Source organism: Gordonia jinghuaiqii, assembly GCF_014041935.1.
GTDB classification, from domain to species: domain Bacteria; phylum Actinomycetota; class Actinomycetes; order Mycobacteriales; family Mycobacteriaceae; genus Gordonia; species Gordonia jinghuaiqii.
The window spans coordinates 2,857,009-2,875,989 of record NZ_CP059491.1 but is presented as its reverse complement, the minus strand read 5'-3'; the positions used below and the strand labels follow the sequence as shown (position 1 = coordinate 2,875,989).

At 65.7% G+C, this 18,981-nt stretch carries 23 protein-coding genes; 13 read left to right on the top strand and 10 right to left on the bottom strand.

What is annotated here, in order from left to right; all coding sequences use genetic code 11:
* Positions 1 to 1,028: 1,028 nt before the first annotated feature.
* Both H1R19_RS23360 and H1R19_RS12835 read right to left on the bottom strand, forming a co-directional pair.
* Positions 1,029 to 1,151 (bottom strand): hypothetical protein, encoded by a 123-nt coding sequence (locus H1R19_RS23360; protein WP_257865642.1) that lies wholly within the window; start codon positions 1,149 to 1,151, stop codon positions 1,029 to 1,031.
* Entirely contained in the window at positions 1,148 to 1,348 is a 201-nt protein-coding gene (locus tag H1R19_RS12835) for a hypothetical protein (protein ID WP_219849220.1), read from the bottom strand. The genes H1R19_RS23360 and H1R19_RS12835 overlap by 4 nt, the downstream gene beginning before the upstream one ends.
* Before the next feature lie 497 nt (positions 1,349 to 1,845).
* On the opposite strand from H1R19_RS12835, the gene H1R19_RS12830 reads away from it, so the two are divergent.
* Positions 1,846 to 2,592: a GAF and ANTAR domain-containing protein gene (locus H1R19_RS12830; RefSeq protein WP_188330332.1), complete on the top strand. Its 747-nt coding sequence runs from the start codon at positions 1,846 to 1,848 to the stop codon at positions 2,590 to 2,592.
* 287 nt (positions 2,593 to 2,879) lie between these two features.
* Positions 2,880 to 3,470 carry a hypothetical protein gene (locus tag H1R19_RS12825; protein ID WP_219851644.1) on the top strand — a complete coding sequence of 197 codons (591 nt, stop codon included), beginning with the start codon at positions 2,880 to 2,882 and terminating at the stop codon, positions 3,468 to 3,470.
* Between the two features lie 304 nt (positions 3,471 to 3,774).
* On the opposite strand, the gene H1R19_RS12820 is transcribed toward H1R19_RS12825, so the two are convergent.
* The 3 genes from H1R19_RS12820 to H1R19_RS12810 all read right to left on the bottom strand — a co-directional run bounded on the left by H1R19_RS12820 (position 3,775) and on the right by H1R19_RS12810 (position 6,645).
* Positions 3,775 to 4,590, bottom strand: coding sequence for a DUF1542 domain-containing protein (locus H1R19_RS12820; RefSeq protein WP_219849219.1), 816 nt, complete (start codon positions 4,588 to 4,590; stop codon positions 3,775 to 3,777).
* Between the two features lie 210 nt (positions 4,591 to 4,800).
* Entirely contained in the window at positions 4,801 to 5,532 is a 732-nt protein-coding gene (locus H1R19_RS12815; protein WP_219849218.1) for a DUF6319 family protein, read from the bottom strand.
* Positions 5,533 to 5,625: 93 nt separating this feature from the next.
* Positions 5,626 to 6,645, bottom strand: coding sequence for a LacI family DNA-binding transcriptional regulator (locus H1R19_RS12810; RefSeq protein WP_219849217.1), 1,020 nt, complete (start codon positions 6,643 to 6,645; stop codon positions 5,626 to 5,628).
* Positions 6,646 to 6,778: 133 nt separating this feature from the next.
* On the opposite strand from H1R19_RS12810, the gene H1R19_RS12805 reads away from it, so the two are divergent.
* From H1R19_RS12805 to H1R19_RS12790, 4 genes are all read left to right on the top strand, one after another.
* Positions 6,779 to 8,155 carry a uracil-xanthine permease family protein gene (locus tag H1R19_RS12805; RefSeq protein WP_219849216.1) on the top strand — a complete coding sequence of 459 codons (1,377 nt, stop codon included), beginning with the start codon at positions 6,779 to 6,781 and terminating at the stop codon, positions 8,153 to 8,155.
* Between the two features lie 38 nt (positions 8,156 to 8,193).
* Positions 8,194 to 8,781 (top strand): phosphoribosyltransferase family protein, encoded by a 588-nt coding sequence (locus H1R19_RS12800; protein WP_219849215.1) that lies wholly within the window; start codon positions 8,194 to 8,196, stop codon positions 8,779 to 8,781.
* A 125-nt stretch (positions 8,782 to 8,906) separates the two neighbouring features.
* Positions 8,907 to 9,110, top strand: a complete 204-nt coding sequence (locus H1R19_RS12795) for a zinc-ribbon domain-containing protein (RefSeq protein ID WP_219849214.1) — start codon at positions 8,907 to 8,909, stop codon at positions 9,108 to 9,110.
* 52 nt (positions 9,111 to 9,162) lie between these two features.
* Positions 9,163 to 10,671 (top strand): protein adenylyltransferase SelO, encoded by a 1,509-nt coding sequence (locus H1R19_RS12790; protein ID WP_219849213.1) that lies wholly within the window; start codon positions 9,163 to 9,165, stop codon positions 10,669 to 10,671.
* Positions 10,672 to 10,711: 40 nt separating this feature from the next.
* Here H1R19_RS12790 and H1R19_RS23415 read toward each other — a convergent pair whose 3' ends face one another.
* Positions 10,712 to 11,104, bottom strand: a complete 393-nt coding sequence (locus H1R19_RS23415) for a hypothetical protein (RefSeq protein WP_188330324.1) — start codon at positions 11,102 to 11,104, stop codon at positions 10,712 to 10,714.
* 98 nt (positions 11,105 to 11,202) lie between these two features.
* The gene (locus H1R19_RS12780) at positions 11,203 to 12,000 is read right to left on the bottom strand and encodes a phytanoyl-CoA dioxygenase family protein (protein WP_219849212.1); all 798 of its coding nucleotides are present in this window, start codon (positions 11,998 to 12,000) and stop codon (positions 11,203 to 11,205) included.
* 198 nt (positions 12,001 to 12,198) lie between these two features.
* On the opposite strand from H1R19_RS12780, the gene H1R19_RS12775 reads away from it, so the two are divergent.
* The 3 genes from H1R19_RS12775 (at position 12,199) to H1R19_RS12765 (ending at position 14,404) form a co-directional block, all read left to right on the top strand.
* Positions 12,199 to 12,369: a hypothetical protein gene (locus H1R19_RS12775; protein ID WP_219849211.1), complete on the top strand. Its 171-nt coding sequence runs from the start codon at positions 12,199 to 12,201 to the stop codon at positions 12,367 to 12,369.
* Between the two features lie 132 nt (positions 12,370 to 12,501).
* Positions 12,502 to 13,545, top strand: coding sequence for an NAD(P)-dependent alcohol dehydrogenase (locus H1R19_RS12770; RefSeq protein ID WP_219849210.1), 1,044 nt, complete (start codon positions 12,502 to 12,504; stop codon positions 13,543 to 13,545).
* A 121-nt stretch (positions 13,546 to 13,666) separates the two neighbouring features.
* Positions 13,667 to 14,404, top strand: a complete 738-nt coding sequence (locus H1R19_RS12765) for a lysophospholipid acyltransferase family protein (protein ID WP_219849209.1) — start codon at positions 13,667 to 13,669, stop codon at positions 14,402 to 14,404.
* Positions 14,405 to 14,452: 48 nt separating this feature from the next.
* Here the strand turns inward: H1R19_RS12765 and H1R19_RS12760 are convergent, their stop codons facing one another.
* Entirely contained in the window at positions 14,453 to 14,803 is a 351-nt protein-coding gene (locus H1R19_RS12760; RefSeq protein ID WP_219849208.1) for a winged helix-turn-helix transcriptional regulator, read from the bottom strand.
* A gap of 167 nt (positions 14,804 to 14,970) precedes the next feature.
* On the opposite strand from H1R19_RS12760, the gene H1R19_RS12755 reads away from it, so the two are divergent.
* Positions 14,971 to 15,639: an FMN-dependent NADH-azoreductase gene (locus tag H1R19_RS12755; RefSeq protein ID WP_219849207.1), complete on the top strand. Its 669-nt coding sequence runs from the start codon at positions 14,971 to 14,973 to the stop codon at positions 15,637 to 15,639.
* Positions 15,640 to 15,696: 57 nt separating this feature from the next.
* Positions 15,697 to 16,515, top strand: coding sequence for a DUF1206 domain-containing protein (locus H1R19_RS12750; RefSeq protein WP_219849206.1), 819 nt, complete (start codon positions 15,697 to 15,699; stop codon positions 16,513 to 16,515).
* Positions 16,516 to 16,538: 23 nt separating this feature from the next.
* On the opposite strand, the gene H1R19_RS12745 is transcribed toward H1R19_RS12750, so the two are convergent.
* A complete protein-coding gene (locus H1R19_RS12745) occupies positions 16,539 to 17,174 on the bottom strand; it encodes a cysteine hydrolase family protein (RefSeq protein ID WP_219849205.1) in 636 nt (211 codons plus the stop codon).
* 134 nt (positions 17,175 to 17,308) lie between these two features.
* Here H1R19_RS12745 and H1R19_RS12740 point away from each other — a divergent pair, with 134 nt between their 5' ends.
* Together H1R19_RS12740 and H1R19_RS12735 are read left to right on the top strand one after the other, a co-directional pair.
* The gene (locus H1R19_RS12740) at positions 17,309 to 18,256 is read left to right on the top strand and encodes a GlxA family transcriptional regulator (protein WP_219849204.1); all 948 of its coding nucleotides are present in this window, start codon (positions 17,309 to 17,311) and stop codon (positions 18,254 to 18,256) included.
* Positions 18,257 to 18,296: 40 nt separating this feature from the next.
* A complete protein-coding gene (locus H1R19_RS12735; protein ID WP_219849203.1) occupies positions 18,297 to 18,527 on the top strand; it encodes a hypothetical protein in 231 nt (76 codons plus the stop codon).
* 16 nt (positions 18,528 to 18,543) lie between these two features.
* On the opposite strand, the gene H1R19_RS12730 is transcribed toward H1R19_RS12735, so the two are convergent.
* Positions 18,544 to 18,975, bottom strand: a complete 432-nt coding sequence (locus H1R19_RS12730; RefSeq protein ID WP_188330313.1) for a DUF1622 domain-containing protein — start codon at positions 18,973 to 18,975, stop codon at positions 18,544 to 18,546.
* Positions 18,976 to 18,981: the final 6 nt, after the last annotated feature.

The window sequence follows — 18,981 nt, the reverse complement described above, 5'->3', positions numbered from 1 at the left end:
GCGAGAACTCGACCCACGGCATCATGAGTGCTCCTGGTTATCGGCCGTACGGGCGTGCACAGTTCACTACCGCCGACCGCTCCGCCTCACTATGGCCGTCAGAACGCGCCGGCCATCGGGCATCCGGAACTTCAATCGCACCTTCACCACGGTTCGTGAATCGGCCGGGCTCTCCGAGGAACTCAAGATGCTCTGCCTACGCCAGTCGTACGTCACCCACCTCGACCACCGCCCTCTACACCTCGGGTTTCGGCGGACTTTAAACTCAAGAGCATTCAATGGAGATGGATTCAGCAGAGAATCGTCACCTGTGACGAAACTGGCAGTGGGAAGGGGACACGCGCGATACAACCAGCGTGACAAACCTGGCAACCCGTCACGCCGAGTCGCGCCACGCTGGTTGGCATTCTGGCGTGATATCGAACGACGAAGGCGCCTGGGATGACACGCTCATCGACGCGTTAGGCGACCCGCCCGAGAGTTTTCAAATGGCGAGCGTCCTAGCCCACGTGCTCACATTCTCCGCTCATCGGCGCCAAATCGCCCGTACATGGTTGCGACAATGTGGACTCGACCCCGGCACGGGCGATCCCATTCTGTGGCAACGCGACCGAAAGGATTACACATGACCCGGTATCGCTACTACACGGCGACGCACTTGACGGATTCCTGACTGACGACCAAAGGTTCTCTCGATTGGCTCTACGAGCAAGATGACAGTGAACTGTCGGCCCCTGGCGACTCGGTGGTCGACTACGACAAGTTCATCGGCCTGGCCCCGAGACGTCCCTTCTAGCTACTCGACCTACTTCGTCACGTCTCGTCACCAGTTCAATCAGTTGGGAGCATGCGTTTTTCGGTGATCGGTCGACCAGCGAGCTGCGCTGTCGACGGTGACGACGTTTGCCGCAGACTCCAGTACGAGGCAGCGACATGGGCATTGCCCGCGATGTGGGAGGCTTTGACCGGTGTCTTGAATGTCGCAAGCCATCCCTTCGGATGGTCGCTGTCGAGTTCCCACACGAAGATCAGTACTCGTGTGCGCGGTCGATGGCGTGTGTCGACGGTGGCATGGTCGCGTACACGACGTCGCCGATGATGGTCTTGGCATCCTCACGCAGGGCTGTCAGTGCCACGGTGCGAGCCGTCACGCCACCGAATCGGCAGCCAGGGTGCGGTGCCGGATGATGGTGAATAGACCGAGGACGACGGTCAATGATGCTGCGGCGGCTGGGATGATCAGGGCGCGGCGATAGTAACCGAGGTCGAGAGTTCCGCCGCCGGCAACGAGTGCGATGGTGGCGGCCGAGACTCGCAGCGCGGCACCGAACTGAAATCCGGTGTACACGACTCCCCCGGCAACGCCGTGGTGTTTGTCGGTGACGCCTTCGACCGCAGCCGCGGTGAGGGGGCCGTAGATGAACGCGAACGGCCGGGGTCATGAACCCGGCGGTCGCACCGGTGACGAAGCGGACCAGCACAAGCACCCACGACGCATCCTGGGCGAGACCGCCGAGCGCGGAGAATGCGATGAACACCGTCAGTGCGATGAGGAAGACCCCCGACGCCCCAAGAGGTCGGCGGTGCGCCCGCCCTAGATCATGAACGCGGCGTAGGCCAGGACGTAGGCACTGATCACACAGTGCGGGATCCTCGCCGGAGTACGGTCCAGCTCCAAGCGTTACCCTGTGACCGCCGACAATGGTGACGTGGAGATCCTCTAGGACTGGGGGCTCCACGTCCTCGGCCGCACAGTATCCGGCGCCTGATCGGGCGGCGGGTTTGTTGTCATTGGTGGCGATAGGCTGGTCGTCGCCACCGCAAGATGCGCAAGGGAGCAAGCACATGGACAGTCCACAGGACGATGTAGCGTCCGGTATTCATGGCCAGATCGCGCAAATGGCACGCGATTTGCATGCATCGCGCGAACACCAGCTCACCGCAGACGAGGTCCTTCAGCAAGTTACCGAGGCATCGGTGGCACTCCTTCCGAGTGTTGCCCACGCCGGCATCACCGTGATCACCAAGACCGGCCACGGCCACGAAGCGGTACTGAGATCAACTCTGGCCAGTGATGCGGTTCCGACCCGCGCTGATGCTTTGCAGCAAGAGCATGGTGAAGGCCCGGGCCTCGACGCGATCTGGGAGCAGTACGCAGTTCGGATCAACAACGTCGAGACCGAACAGCGATGGCCAAAACTGATGCGTGCTCTGTCCAACGACACGTCAATTCGATCGGTACTGTCGTTTCAGCTCTACACCAACGGGCCTGAAGTCGGGGTTCTCACCTTCTATGCCGAGGTTCCCGATGCGTTCGACGCCGACACCGAAGACCTCGCAGTCGACCTCGCCACCCACGCAGCCATCGCTTTGACCGCCGCCCGCAAGGACAAGCAATTTCGCAGCGCACTGGCCTCGCGAGACATCATCGGCCAGGCCAAAGGCATCATCATGGAACGCTATGACCTGCATGCGGTGGAGGCCTTCACACTTTTACGCAAACTCTCGCAAGATTCAAACACCCGCCTCGCCGACGTAGCTGCTCGGCTGGTGAACACAGACCATCCACTCCCCTTTGGGGTGGCTGAGTAAAGGCCTTGCGCGAACACTCGGAAAGGTCAGCATTCTGCCCTGCGACGCGGCGCAGATCAACCCGGTCACCGATGTGCAACGCCACCCTCGTGGTTGAAGTCCGGGCACCCGTTTGATTCCACGGAAGGTCTGCGCCCGGCGGCCGGTGCTGCGCCACAACCCCCGACCGGGGCAGCCGATGACCCGTGGTCGAGGTGGACCCGATGTGCAGCCAAACCCGTTTGCAGGGCGAAAAGTGGTGTGCCGTAGTCTTTCCACCCGTGAATCCCGTTGCTGCCGATGCTTTCATGACCGATCTCACTCCACGCGAGTGCGTGTGGTGCTCGTCCAACGAGGACGTCGCGGAACTCCGCGGCGAACCGCGGTGCGGGCGCTGCCGCACTGCAGAACAGACCATCACTGCGGCCCGTGAGTTCGTCGGCTTCTATGGTCTGCGACCCTTGGGCGGGTCGCTGACGTCCGACGACGAAGAAGAACGTGAACACCGGGTCGCGGCTCGCCAAGCCTGGGCGGTGCTGAACGAGACCCGCACACAGACTCCACCGCGTGCATCCCGGTCCGGGCAGCGTCGCGTCGCCCCATCCGCGTCCACCGCCACGAAGACAGGCGGACAGGTCGCGAGCGCCAAGGCGCAGAATGTCAGGTCCGGGGTCAGCCGACCGGCAGATGTCTCCCGACCCGACCGCGCCGAGCTCATGAGCCGGGCCGAGGGTCTGCTGGCCCAACTCACCGAGATCGAGGAACGTCTGGCGGTAGCGCAGAAAGACTCCGGGTTGAGCGGCAAGGCCAAGGTGTCCGACCTGACGGCGAAACGGGATTATGTGTTGCGTACGCTCGCCGCGCTGGAGAAGGCCAAGCGGGCGCTGGAGCCAGCCTGAAGTTGCGCAGGTCAGGACTGCTCCCGTGCTTCATCACCAGCGTCTGAGACGCCGTGCGGGTGCTGCGCCGTACTGCGTGTCGTGAATCACGGTGGCATCCAGGTACCCCGCGGCCCTCGCTTCCGGTCGGGCGCTTGATCTTTCGATGATCCGCGGATTCGCAACCTCGGGGAAGTCACGGGGTTCGCTGGTGCCGCTCAACAGCGCGTTGAGAGAATTCACCTTCGCAATGCGCGAGCCACCGAACGGTTTCATCGGCGTGTTCTTTGCCGTCGGCGATTGACGACCACGATTCAGTCGTCGCTCAGAACCCGAATCCGCCACCGGCATCACCGAATCCGCTGTCGCCGCCGAGTCCACCGTCGCCGCCGAGTCCACCGTCGCCGCCGAGTCCACCGTCGCCACCGAAGCCGCCGTCCCCGCCGGCTCCAGGATCGTCCCCACCGCCGTCGATCCCGCTCATGTCGGAGCCGTCGCCGACGCCGCTTTCGAAAGCTTGCGCGTCGTACGGGACGCCTGCCATCCCGGAGAACATGGTGGAGAACAACAACATCGACCCGACGCCCCACGCACCGGCCACCAGGGCGGGCCGCCACCAGGGCTCCGAGTACCAGCCGGCAGGAACGGGGCGACCGGCGACGCGACCACCCGGGTAGTAGTTCGGGGTCCGTTCGGACGGGTTCGGTGACGCCTCCACCTGCCGGCCCTCGAAGTCGACCTTGCGGTCCTCGGTCACCATCCCCGCGCTCCGCTGACCGTCGAGTTCAGGGATGCTCGGACCGGGGTCGAGGTTCATGGCGGTACGTGCCGCGCGGATGTAGTACAGACCTTCGATCGCAGTCTGTTTGGCCAACCGCGCCTGTGTGGGCGACGTTGCCTGCTCGATCTGAGAGCCGGCCGCGGTGAAGCGCTCCCCCGCGTCGGCAAGCGCCTGCCTCGACGCCGGACCGTCGCCGACCAGCATGAACACCTGACCCCCCAGCCGTTCGATGGCCTGGCGTGCGTCAGCCTTTGCGTCGTCGAGCGTGCGGGTGGCGCCGGCGCGAGAACGCTGCTGTGCGATCACCACCACCCCGACGACAACCAGGACGATGACGGCGATCAAGATCAGTGCATCCATGCTTACCTCCGGCTCGTGCGTGTCCGCCCGGATCATCGGCCCTCTGTCTGGCGACAAATCGGACACCTTTGAGCGTACCGACGTCGGAGGAGGTCAGTCTCGTGTCAGAGAACGCCCTCTCGCGCCACCGGTGATCACGAGACAACACGCAACTCGAGACGGGCTGGTGCAGGAATCGGGAGTCGGGACCCGTTTGCCTGCGACCACTGGTCAGCTGTTCGCGTCCGGTCCGTCCAGATGAGCCAGCGCCGCTCGTGCGGCTTCGAGTTCGTGGCTGAGTTCTTCGATTCTCTTCTGAGCCGCGGCGCGTGCCGACTCGATCACGCCGTCGACGGCGGTGATCGCGGCCTCGTCTCCGAGCTCACGCATCGCTTTCGCCACCCGGTCTGCGGTCACCTCGGTCGGCTTACCGTGCTTCTTGGTGCCGTGTGCCACCGACACGGTCCAGGTGCTCTCGCCGGTCGACGTGACGGTGACACTGACCGCGGCGACCGGAGCCTTTGTCCTCCGCGCCGCTTTCGCCGGCACGGGCTTTTCCGGTGCAGCCTTCGGTTCCGGTGGTGTCGCCTTCGAGCCGGCCGGTGCCGGTCCAGCAGGTTTGGGTACCGTCGATGCGCTCCTCGCCGGTCCGGGTGTATCCGCGGCCTCGGATGTCCTGGTCACCCGCTGGCGCGCAGGAGTCGCGGAAGTCGTTGTGGGACGACTCTTCTGCAGTTCATCGGGCTCGAACGGGAGCTGGTCGTCGATGCCCTTCGGGCTGACGGTCACCGTGGTCCCGTCGATGGAGACGACGCGGGCCGATGCCCCGGCGTCGAGGTCGAGTGACGGCATCGGGTCGCGGAGGTAGACGGTGACCCGTTTCCCGGCGGCAAGCCCCGCGGACAGTGATTCCAGGTCGGCAGGAGTCAATCCCGTCGGTTTGCGCGCGTTCACGCACACCATGCTCGCACACGCGTGCGAACGACGCACCACCCGGCCGTGGTCTGTCGCCGAGGTGAAGCGGCCCCTGGGGCCGGGGGTCGGCTGTAAGGGACGTCAGCGGGTCGACTGGCGTTCGACGAGTTCGACCGGCACCAGGCGTGAGTCGGCCGTGGACCTGGGGTCTGCGTCGGCGGAGTCGGCCACCAGCATGCCGACGAGTTCGTGTCCCAACCGTTCCGGACCGAGGTCGAACGAGGTCAACGACACCGGGCCGGAACGCGAGACGTTGCTGTCGCTGGAGGTGATCACCTGGATGTCGTCGGGAATCGACAGGCCTGCATCGTGGATGGCCTGCAGGGAAGGCTGAACGAGGGCCTCGACGAGAATGTACAGACCGTCGATCGGTTCCGGTCCGGCACAGGCCTGCCGAACCAGCTCGCGACATTCGTCCCACGACGTCGACGGTGGCAGCTCGAGGACCCGCCCCGAGCCGGCAGTCAGTGATGTAAACGCCTCGGTGTTGTCATGCATGTACGACTGACCGGTGTTGGCAGACAACAGCATCGGTCGAACCGAGCCGGTGCGTCGGAAAAGCTCGACGACCTGCCGGCACTGCTCGGCCTTGTCGTTGTCGGCCCACCCTCTCCGCGCGGGCCGGTCCAGGTCGCGTCCCATTGTGACCGCAGCTATTCCGGAATCGTCGAGGCGTGCGAGCAGCGGGTCGGACGGGAGGGGGTCGATCAGCACGGCGCCGTCGAACGGCATTCCGTCCAGCCGCAGTTCGAGTGAGTCGCTCGGCAGTAGAACCGGGTATCGGTTGTGCTCCCATGCGGCGCCGCACACCGAATGAACCAGGCGTACAACAAATTCGAGATCATCCCAGCGCCACGTGCTCTGCGGCGGTACGCGGTCGATGACCGCCACGAGTCCGGTTCTTCCCGAGCGCATGCCCGCCGCGGCCGGATCCGGCCGGTAGCCGAGCTCCGCGGCGGCATCGCGCACGCGTGCGCGGGTGGCCTCGCTGATGCGTCCGGCGCCGTTCAGCGCCTGCGACACCGTGCTCGGCGAAACGCCCGCCCGGGTGGCGACGTCTCGAATCCCGGGCCGTCCCGGCGCTCGTCGATCGCTCGTCATCAACCCTCCGCTGTGGCTCGGATGGCCACTCTACGGGAGCACGCGGTTCACGAAACACCGCCGTAACAGAGGCCCTCTAACCTGCTCCATCGGACTGGTGAAACGTTTCACCAACTGGTGCTGGAGGGGTTCGATGGAGCAGGTGCCGTTCAAGGCAGGGTTTGACGACCGGGTGCCGACGCGCCGCGCAGTGTTCTACGGTGGGCAGCATCTCTTGGCGCTCACCGGACTCTGGGTGTTCCCGGCGTCGTTGGGTGCCGCACTCGCCCTCGAGCAACGCGACGTGGCCTACGTGATCCAGGGCTGCTTCTTGCTGGCGGGGCTGGTCACTGTCCTGTCGTCGTCGCGGATCCTCAAGCTCCCGATCGTCCAGGGGCCGACGGCGGCGATATTGGTCGCGCTGATCTCGATCGGTGCGACGTCGGGTCTCGGCACCGCTTTCGGATCGATGTTTGTCGCAGGACTGCTGTCACTGGCGCTGGCGATTCCGTTCAAGCGGCTCGGAATCTATGGCCACATAGCGAAGTTCGTCTCCAATCCCATCGTGTTCGGCACCATGTTCCTGGTGCTCGGCGCACAGCTGGCCGGGATCGGCGTGGGTGGTTGGTTCGGCCAGGAAGGAACCCCCAGTTACGGGTGGCCCAGCGTGTTCGTCGCCTTGGCCGGCCTGGTCACGGTCATCCTCTGCATGGCACTCGGCGGCGGCACCCTCGTCAAACGCGGTGCCGTGGTGTGGGGTATCGCCGTGGGCACGGTCGTCGCCTGGATCACCGGCGTCTCCGACGTGCCCGATGTATCCGGGTCGTCGATCCTCGGCACCCCCGAGCTCCTCCCCTTCGGCTTCTCGGTGTCGTGGGCCGGGGTGTTCCTGATGATGATCGCCTTCCTGCAGGCGGCATCGGAGTCGATGGGTGTCTACGGTCTGCTCGGACGATGGAGTGGCAAGGCGATCGGCGTCGACCAGGCCAATCGCGGACTCAGCGCCGAATTCATCGGATCGGCCGTGGGTGGACTGTTCGGCGGTATCGGCACCACGTCCTATCCGGAGAACGCCGGAGTTCTGCGGATCACCGGCATCGCATCGCGTATGGTGACCGCGGCGGCAGGCGTGATCTGCATCGTGTTGTCGTGCATACCGAAGTTCGCCATGTTCCTCGCCGGTCTACCGGGGCCCGCGCTGTCAGCGGCGGCGACGATCCTCTTCGGAGTCATCGCCTTCTCGGGTGTGCAACAGCTCGCCTCGGTCGAGTGGGACGACCTCAACATCCTCGTCGGCGCCGTCTGCTTCATCGTTCCGCTCGGATTGCAGTTCATGCCGGCGGACCTCATCGCCGAACTCCCCGACGCCGCGTCGAGCGTCCTCACCAGCCCGATGATGGTCAGCACACTGCTGTTGCTGACGGTCCATCCGCTGCTCAACATCGGGTTGCGGAGATTCCTCGAGTCGCGTCGCACGCCCATCGAGCACACCGCCGATCTCGACGCCGAGAATGTCGGAGTGAGCCAGTGACGGTCTCGGACGGCTACCCAGAAGCAGGTCAATCCCCCATGAGCGCAGGCGTTTACACGGCGACAATCGGCAGCCAGACGGTTGAGCTGCCGCTGATCGAGGTCGCCGAGGACTTGACCATCGCGTTGCTGATGACGATCGACCACGGCGTCGCCTTCAATCAGATCGCCGGTGGTGAACTGGCAGAACAGATCCGCGACGCCGACGTCGAACTCGTGGTTTCCGCTGCAACACTGGGTATCCCGGTCGCGATCGAGGTGACTCGTGCGCTCGGGCTCGACGACTACCTGATCCTGCAGAAGTCGAACAAGGTCCACCTTCGGGAGGCGCTGAGTGAGCCACTGAAGTCGATCACCAGCGACGGCCGCCAACGGCTGCTGCTCGATCCGGCACGACTGGGCCAACTCGACGGTGCCCGGGTGGCCTTCGTCGACGACGTGATCTCGTCGGGAGCCTCGGTCAATGCGGCCATCACATTGCTCGAGCGGGCCGGCGCCGAGGTCGTCGCCATCGGGGCACTGCTCACCGAAGGCGACCAGTGGCGCGAGGTACTGGGCAGCCGATCGAGCATGGTGCGGGCGCTCGGGACGATCCCCACGTTCCCGGGTCACCAGACCGCGGAGTGATCCCGGAACGGCGTCTCACGGTGAGCGCAGCCCGGCACGTGTAACTCGCTCGTCGGTCTAGCTCGCCGCGCGCCCCGACCCCGCGGTGGCCGGGTCGACACCTTCTGCGAACGTAGGATGACAGGGTGTTCTTTCTGTTCGGATTCGGCCGCAAGCAACAGCACCTTGGCGCAGGACAGACACGTACCTGTCCGCGCTGCCACAACACCACCCAGTGGGCCCGGATGCGGGAGTTCAAGCAATTCACCGTGTTCTTCATCCCGCTGGCGCGATGGAGTCGCCGGACGTTCGAGGCGTGTGGCATCTGCGGCGCCGCGATCGAGAACTGAGCGAAGATCGGGCGCACCGTTTCGCCGACCGGAAAATGGTTACCCTCGAGGAGTGCCTGCCACTCCCGACTCCCCCACCCGCACAAACACCGCGATCGTCGGCTTCGAACGGACCTTCGCCGAAGCGTTGGCCCCACTGACCGTGCCCTGGCAGGGTGCCGACGCGCCGGACCCGCGGCTGATCGTCGTCAACGAACAGCTCGCCGCATCGTTGCGCCTGGACGTGGAGTCCCTGCGGACCGACGACGGCGTCGAGATGCTGTGCGGTGCCGCCGCACCCGCTGATGCCACACCGGTTGCGACCGCATACTCCGGGCACCAATTCGGCGGATACTCGCCGCTCCTCGGCGACGGTCGGGCCCTGCTGCTCGGTGAACTCACCGACACCGACGGTCGGCGAGTCGATCTTCAGCTGAAAGGCTCTGGGCCGACGCCGTTCTCGCGCGGCGGTGACGGCTTCGCGGTGGTCGGGCCGATGCTTCGGGAGTACCTCGTCAGTGAAGCGATGCACGCGCTCGGCATCCCCACGACGCGTTCGTTGTCGGTGGTGGCGACAGGGCGAGGGATCCAGCGGACCGGCATCGAGCCGGGTGCGGTACTCGCCCGGGTCGCCGCCAGTCACCTACGGGTCGGGACGTTCGAATACACGGCGCGGAACACCGAACTGCTTCAACCGCTGGCCGATTACGCGATCTCCCGCCACTACCCCGAACTGCGCGACCTCCCCGAGACCGGCGGCGGCAACCGCTACATCAAGTTCTTCGAGGCGGTACTCGAACGGCAGGCGGCGTTGCTCGCCAAATGGATGCTGGTCGGCTTCGTGCATGGCGTGATGAACACCGACAACACGACGATCTCCGGCGAGACCATCGACTACGGTCCCTGCGCATTCCTCGATGCGTTCGACCCGTCCGCGGTGTTCAGTTCGATCGATCACGGTGGTCGCTACGGCTTCGGCAACCAGCCCGCGGTGCTGAAATGGAATCTGGCACGATTCGCCGAGACGATGTTGACGCTGGTCGGTCCGACGCCGGACGACGCGATCGCTGCGGCAACTGCGGTCCTGTCCACGTTCGACGCTCGCTACGACCGGCACTTCTATGCCGGGATGTCGGCCAAACTCGGACTCGGTGACGCATTCACCGACCATGAGTTGATCGATGCCCTGCTGGTGCTGATGCAGGAACACCGCGCCGACTGGACGGGCACCTTCCGCGCCCTGGCCGACGACCTACGCGGAAATCCGGTACCGCTGCGGAGCGCGGTGCCGCGCGAGCACATCGATCCGTGGGTGCAACGCTGGCGCGACGCCCTGACACAACATGGCCGTGACGACCTCGAGACGGCAGCCGCCATGGACCGCATCAACCCGCTCTACATTCCGCGCAACCATCAGCTCGACGCCGCGCTGCGTGCGGCCACCGACGGAGACATCGCTCCCTTCGAGCAACTCCTCGATGCCGTCACGCATCCTTTCGTGCACCGGGCCGAGTGGGCTCATCACGCCGCTCCCGCTCCGGCGGCCTTCAGTGACACATTCCAGACCTTCTGCGGTACCTGATACCTGATCGTTGCGTACCTGAGCGCGGGGTACGCCGGTCTCACCCTCCGAAAAGCCGGACGCGACGGAGTGCGGTCGTCAGAATGTTGGACATGATCACCTTGCACGGCCACGATGCCCCCATCGACGACTCGCCGGGGACGGTGAGTTCCACCGCGGTGGCGGGTTCGGTATCGACCGCGGCGAGTATCGCCGTGGCGGGATCACTGGCCACCGTGTCCAGTGCGGGTGTTTCCGGTTCGATGGGGACGGTGGCCAGTGCCGGCGTGAGTGGCTCCGCGGCAACGGTTGCCGGCCTCGCCGTCGCAGGCTCCGCGGCGACCATGACGAGTGCGGTGGTCGCCGGAAGCCTCGGTACCGCGTTCTCTTTCGGAATCGCCGGTTGTGCTGGAGTGGTGGCGAGCGCGTTGTGCCGACGATGCGTCGCCTGCATCGGGTGTTTTCGTTGCACAGACTGTGTCGGCTGTGTGGGGTGTTACAACTGTTCGGGCCTGCGGAATGCCGTCGGTATGCGTGACGTCCACGTGTGAATCATGGTCGGCCACAGTCGGATCGCCGGCCGGGCGCGGACAGTCCCCGGTGTACGCACTCGGCGACCGGTGTCAGCTGATCCGCGTCGAGGTCGAGCTCGCCGATCGATTCGAGGGGAGGCTGCGCCATGAATCTGGGCGCCCGGCCGTGGTGGGCCTGCGCGGAGTGGACGAGAAACGGGTGGCAGAGGTAGACATCACCGATGCATCCGGTTGCGGAGACGACCGGACAGTCCTCGGTGGCGGGTACGACGTCGGTGCAGACGTCCATCCAGTCGCGTCCGTGGGGGCCGGCCTCAACGAGGAACGGTGGGACCTTCAGGTGTGATCCGACGCGGATCAGCGTCGGCGCATCGTCCTCCCCCACGTCGGACAAGAGAAACAGCATCAGCAGTGCGCGGCCCCGCGAGCGAAGACTGACCCGAGGGCCGCCGTCGTCCCCGGCGAACGACGCCTCCACGTGCCACCCGGCGGCCTCGGGTGGCTCGGTGCTGGGAAACCGGAGCGGGAACGTACCCATGCCGAGGCGCGGTCGCCATCGGCCGGGACCGACCAGTGCGTCGTATGCCGAGACCAATACGTCCGTGTTCGCTATCTCGGTGAAGGGTGGGGTGCTCATCCCGGGGACCCAGATCAACGACTCGGTCCACGACGCCGGGTCGTCGGCGCTCGGTGCGATCTGGTCCCAGAGCTCCGCGGCGCACCGCAGGCCGATTTTGCGGTCAAAGGCATTCTCGATCTTCACGAAACCATCGGAGAGGAAGCGGTCGATCATCTGGCTGCCGGAGCTGTCGGTCATAGGAGTGCAGCGTTCCACCCGGACCGCGTCTGCCTCAACCGGTTTTCGCCGGAGTTCTCGAAGAACGGATGCAGCGTCAGATGCACCGCTCGCGCAACGGCCGAGATCGGTGATGGCCCCCCACAACTGGGAGAACCCCGGGCAGGGTGCTGTCGTACGGCCTGGACATCGAATCCCGCTTCGCTGTCGGTCGAGGTGGTGTACTCCTTCAACTACCGGTTCGGCAGCTCGATGACCTATCGAGCCGCGCTGTCGCACTTCTTCTCGTTCACCAACCTGGCCGACACCGGGGCCACTGCGGGAGAATCCGTGTACGCCAACATTGTTCGCAACGGACCAGCGATGATGGCGACCTACGTTCTCTCCTGATCGAGATTCGCGTTCAGCGCGTGGTCTCATATCTGCTCAGGACTACGCCCGCAATCGTCGTGGCACGATCGGGCATCCACGGGTAGACCGGAGGGCGAGTCAGTCGTCGCACCACGGAGAGGCATTTAACGCATGAAGGCCATTCAGATCGTCCAGCCAGGTCGCCCGCCCGAGCTCCGTGAGGTCGACAAGCCCACGCCGGGACCAGGGCAGGTGCTGCTGAAGGTGACGGCTGCGGGCGCATGCCATTCCGACGACTTCGTGCTCAACATGCCTGCGGAAGGGTTTCCGTATCCCCTGCCGATGACACTCGGTCATGAGGGTGTGGGTGTGGTCGCCGGGGTGGGTAGCGGGGTGACCACCGTCTCGGAAGGGACTTCGGTTGCGGTCTATGGGCCGTGGGGTTGCGGAGTGTGCCACTTCTGCTCGCGGGGTTTCGAAAACTATTGCAGCCGTGCGGCCGAACTCGGCATCGCACCGCCCGGCCTCGGAAACGAAGGCGCCATGGCCGAATACATGATCGTCGACGCCGCGCGGCACCTCGTGCCACTCGGCGACCTCGATCCGGTCGCCGCCGTACCGCTCACCGACGCCGGACTGACGCCGTACCACGCGATCAAGCCGTCGTTGCCCAAGCTTGTCGGCGGCACGACGGCGGTGGTCATCGGTGCGGGCGGGCTCGGACACATCGGCATCCAGTTGCTTCGGCATCTGACCCCGGCACGAGTCATCGCACTCGATGTGAGCGAGGACAAGCTCGCCTTCGCCCGCGAGGTCGGGGCGCACGAGACCGTGCTCAGTGACGCCGAGGCGGTCGCCAACGTCCGCAAGATCACCGGAAAGGACGGCGCCACCGCGGTCTTCGATTTCGTCGGTCTGCAGCCCACGATCGACACCGCGATGGGGGTCGTCGGCACCATGGGCGACGTGGTGATCGTCGGAATCGGCGACGGGGTCGCCGCGGCAACGGTGGGCTTCTTCTCGCAGCCGTACGAGGTGTCGGTGCGTGCGCCGTACTGGGGTGCGCGCGACGAACTCATCGAAGTGCTCGACCTCGCTCGCGACGGGGTCCTCGAGGTCGCGGTCGAGAAGTTCACCCTCGACGACGGGCTCGAGGCCTACCGCAGGCTCGCCGCGAACGAACTGCGGGGCCGCGCCGTCGTCGTGCCCGAATGACTACCACAATGACTCCCGCCAGACCTGCGACGGTGTCCTCTGCCCGGCCTGACCGGGGTCATCGTCGGCGGATATCCCCTGAACCTGGGCGTGAACGCCAACCTACGGTACCGTAACTTAGATGGATGTAGAGCTCTCGCAGGCCGACGCGGTATACGCGCACTACCTGACACATCAGCAGAACCGTGCACGCGCGAGGATGATGTACGGACTGCTGGCGGCGCGCATCCGGCCGATGGTGTCGTACCGGTCCCGGGAGCGTCTCCGTCGGTTGGTCCGCAGTGGTGCTCCGGTCCTCATCGCGGCCAATCACGTCTCCGAGAAGGACCCGCTCGTGCTGGCCGCCGCGGGGTTTCGCTCTCCCCTGCGCAGTCGCATCGGGCATCTGCGCGTCCTTGCGAAGGATGAACTGTTCGAAGACCCGGAACAGCGACGCAAGATCGACACCCTCGGTGGTATTCCGGTGTTTCGCACCAAGGACCACGGTGTTCGTGCGGCCGCGGAGGCCGGAAGGCAGATGATCGGCGTGTGCGTCGATCGCATGGCGGCCGGAGATAGTATCGCGGTCTTCCCTGAGGGGACCTGCAACGAGGGTGACCCGACGCAACTGCAGAAACTCGGCACCGGCATCGGGCACATCGGCAACCGCGCACTTCGCAGAGGCGTCGGAGTCTGGCTGGTCTCGGCCGGGATCGCCTACCCGGATGCCGGACCCCGTGCCCGCCCGGTGGTCGTCCTCGGCGAACCGCTCGATCTGGCCCCATTCCGGGAGGAGACGCCGGCGGCGCTCACCAGGTCGATTCAGCGAGACCTTCAGGGGGTTGTCGACGACGCGTGGAAGTTCTCCCCGCAGGGGTAGCCGGCGCCCGCTCGCGGCTCCGGCCATGGGCCGGAGAGGTCGTCGGTGTCAGTCGGCCGATTCGTGTGGCAGGTTCTCCCATGCCCACGCGGTCAGCGCGGTGAGAGCGGGCATCAGTGCCCGGCCCGACTCGGTGAGCTGATACGTCACCGCCACCGGTGGGCCGGGATCCACCATTCGCTCCACCAGATTCGCCTCGGTGAGCTCGGAGAGGCGCCCGGAGAGTACGGAGTCGCTGATTCCGCCTACCGCACAACGTAATTCGGCAAATCCCGCCGGACCGTTCATCAGTGTGGCGATCACGATGCCGTTCCAGCGTTTACCCAAGAAGCCGAACGCACGACGCAGCGCGTCGTCGCACGCGCGCGGCTCGTGGGTCGACTGCTGATTCTCGGGCATCGTGCACATGGTAGTCCCCGCCGTGCGGCTCCTCTGGGACGCCCGATTTTCTCGGACCTGGTCCTGCCGATGTGACCGCTGGCGCGCAGGCCCCCGTGTAGCTACTGTGTTAGGAGTTGCTTCGAAAAAACTAGCCCATGCGACAGCGCCCCTGAAAGGACTCCCCCGTGAGCCTCTTCCGATTGGATTCCAGCATCTTCCCCTCGACCTCGGCGAGCCGAGCCCTCGGTGATCTCGTGGAAGAGCAGTGGGTCCGTGCCCACCCCGACTCGGGTGTCGTCCGCCGCGATCTCGGTACCGATCCGATCCCGACCACAGCCTGGGCCGATGCGGTCATCGCCGGCACTGTCTCCGACGCCGACCGCACCGGCCCCCAGCGAGAGGCCTCGGCGTTGGCGGCCGGCATCGCCGACCAGCTCGTCGAAGCGGAGGCCCTGCTGTTCACCGTCCCGCTCTACAACTTCGGGGTGTCCCAGCACTTCAAGATCTGGTACGACCTGGCTGCCACCGATCCTCGCCTCGGCGCCGCGGCCGATGACCTCAGCGGAAAGCCGGCGGTGCTCGTGACCGCCCAGGGCGGCAACTACGAACCCGGAACTCCTCGGGAAGGGTGGGACCACTCCACACCGTGGCTCCGGCGGGTCCTCGAGGACGTGTGGGGTCTGGATCTCCGGATCGTCAAGCGCCAGTTCACCCTCGTCGGAGTGAATCCTGCGCTCGACGCCTTCGCCGACGTCGCCGCGACGATGAAGAACGAGGCCGAAGTCGACGCCCGGCGCCTGGGACGTGAACTGGCTCGAGCACGCGGAGAGGACCTCGCCGCGTCCAACCCGTAACGTCAGGGAATGGCCGAGCATCCGTTCGGCCGACACCGGCGGAAGGATGCTGCAGCGATGAGCCGCAACCAGGTAACGGGCGCGGTCGACCGCGCCACCGAGAGTCCGTGGTTCGAGCGCGTGGCCCGGGCGGGGCATGCGGTCAGCGGAGTCCTGCACCTGCTGATCGCCTACATCATTCTTCGAATCGCCGTCGGCGACACGGGCAATGCGGACCAATCGGGCGCGCTGGGGATCTTCGCCGACAAGCCGGGCGGACGAATCGTCCTCTGGGTGGCGGCTATCGCGTTCGCCGGGTTGGCGTTGTGGCGGGTGGCCGAAGCGATCGTCGGTCCGCATGCCACCGAACCGGGCCAGGACAGCGACGGCGCCGAGCAGTGGTTCGATCGCGGAAAGGCGTTGTCGTTGGCCGTGGTCTACGTGGGGTTCACGTGGTCAGCGACACGGTTCGCGATCGGCCAGGGTACGTCCAGCGGTCAAGAGAACGCCGGTCTGACCGCTCGACTGTTGCAGTCCGGGGGTGGGAAGTTCGTCCTGGTCGTCGCGGGTCTGGTCATCATCGGCGTCGGGATCTACCACGGGTACAAGGGAATCAGCAGGTCGTTCCTCGATGACCTGAAGATCTCGGGAGACAAGGCCGCCACCGTCGCCGGGGTCGTCGGCTACTGCGGAAAGGGTGCCGTGCTCGTCGGTGCCGGCATCCTCGTCATCGTGGCAGTGGCCACCGCCGACCCGTCCAAGGCCACCGGTGTCGATGGCGCGGTGAAGTCCCTTGCCGGCCTGCCCGCAGGTCAGTTTTTGATGGTCCTCGCCGCAATCGGGATCGCCGCGTATGGCGTCTACTGCTACTGGCTGGCGCGGTTCGCACGCATGTGATGCCCGCGAACCGCGCTCGATGCTCAGTTGCCGAACGAGTTCTGACCTTCGAGTGCGGACGCGACCAGATTGTCCTTCGCCAGCGCCGAACCGGCCGTGGTCGCCTCGATCCATTCGTCAGTGGTAGCCACTGCTGCGAAGTTCGAGTTGAGTATGGCCATCAGCGTGTTGTGGACCTGCTCGGCCGGCACCTTTCCGGCTGCGTTGGCGATATGGATTGCCCCGGTGGCGTCGGCGATCACCTCTGCGTCCAGGCCGAGTTCTTCGGTGGCAGCAGCGGATGCGAGATCGCAGTTGTTGGTCATGTAGCCGACGAAGGTGACCGTGTCGATCCCCTTCTCGCGCAGCCACTCCGCCAGGTCGGTACCGCCGAACACGCTCCCGACGTTCTTTCGTACCGACTTCCATGAGGGGCTGACCCGTGCGGCCACCTCGGGATGAAGCTCCCACGACGGCGACCCCTCCGCGAACACCGGCGCACCCTCGGGCAGCGTGTGTTGTACGACCGCCACCGGGATGTCGTTGGCTTCCGCGTGGTCGATGATGCGAGCGATGTTGCGCAGGCTCGTCTCTCGCGGCGGGCACTGGATGGCGAGCGGGCCGTCGAAGTAGACGTTCTGGACGTCGATGAGAATGAGGGCGCGGCGGGGTGTTGTCACTTGTCTCGTGCTCCTTGGTGAGAGGTGGGTCGGCCGCGGCTGCGGGCGACACGATTCCGGTCCCTCTACTGTGCGGGCTTCGGGCTACGGTGGGAAGTGGCACGTATGCCTACTTCCGATGAGAATGAGCCACCATGCGTATTGCGGTCTACGCCTTCGACGGCATCTCGATGTTCCATCTGTCCGCCCCACAGCTGGTCTTCGGCGAAGTGGCCAAACGTCATCCGGGTGCAGGGTGGGAGACCACGCTGTGGAGTTTCACCGATGGCCACATCTCCCTCGATGAGGGATACCGCGTGAGCGGACTCGCCGGACCGGAGGTCGCGTCGTCGGCCGAGATCGTGGTCGTGCCGTCCTGGCCGGAGGACCTCCCTCCCCTCGACGACGGCCTGGCGCGGGTGTTGACCGATGCGCACGACCGTGGCGCGACGATCGTCGGGCTGTGTCTGGGCTCGGTCGCGGTGGCCGATGCCGGGCTGTTGGCCGGACGCGCGGCGGTCACCCACTGGGCTGCGATGGATGCGCTGCGCGCGCGTCACACCGACATCACCCTCGACTCGATGGTGCTCTACGTCGACCATGGCGACGTCCTGACATCGGCGGGGACCGCGTCGGCGATCGACGCATGTCTGCATCTGGTGCGCGAGCGCCTGGGTGCAGAAGTCGCCAATGACGTCGCGAGAAGTCTGGTCGTTGCGCCCCACCGAGACGGCGGACAAGCCCAGTACACGCGCCGGCCGGTGCCGTCGACCGCGACGGGCAATCCGATCGGCGATCTGATCCACTGGGCGCTGCAGCACCTCCATGAGCCGCTGACCGTGGAACGGCTGGCATCACACGCGTCGATGAGCCGGCGGAGTTTTGTACGGAACTTCAAGAGCGTCACCGGTGCCACCCCCGCACAGTGGGTCCTCCGGCAACGTCTCGACCTGGCACGGGTGCTGCTCGAAACCTCCGACCTGTCCATCGACGCGATTGCGCAACGGAGCGGATTCGGCAGCAGCGTCACGATGCGACAGAACTTCGCCGCCGCCTTCGGCACTTCCCCGATGACCTATCGACGGCAGTTCAGGACGGTCTGACGAAGGTCGCAGCGGCACGCTGTGCGACCCAACCCGTCCGGTGATCGGGCTCGGTGACATAGAGGACACCGAGCTGTCGGCCACCGTGCGGCACAACACTTTCGACGACTGGTGGGAGCCGTACCTGCATGCGGTCGGGCCCATCGGCGACGCCGTGGGCGCACTCTCCGACTCCCAACGGAAGCAACTGAGCGACGCGTGCCGCGAAAGATTGGGTCCCGGATCGTTCGAGGTGACCGCGGTGGCGCTCGCGGCACACGCCACCGTGTGAGCCGGTTGCGACGCTGTCAGGTGCCAGAGCCTCGAGCGGTCGCCGATCGGGACGCGGCGCTGTCATCGGCGATCGCCTTGCCGAGGAGCTGCGCGCCGCTGGTGAGCACGGCGCGCCGCCACGGCAACACACCTTCGATCTCGATCTGTATCGACATCGACAGCACGGTCCGGATGACGACGATGATCCCGAGGATCACGGCGTCCTCGATGGACGGCTTCGAGGTGATCGTCCGGATCAGGTCCGCGGCGACCAGGACTTCGAGGCCCAACAGGATCGCGGCGCCCAAAGTGTTGCGCAACACCGAGAATGCCTCGCTGCCACCCTCGTGGCGCATCAGCGAGCGGGCGCCGAGCACGATGGCGATGGCGAAGCCGATGATCATGGCCAGGGCGCCCACTGCCTCGAAACCGACGGCGACCGCGGTGAAGATCTCCTCGACATCCATGCGGAA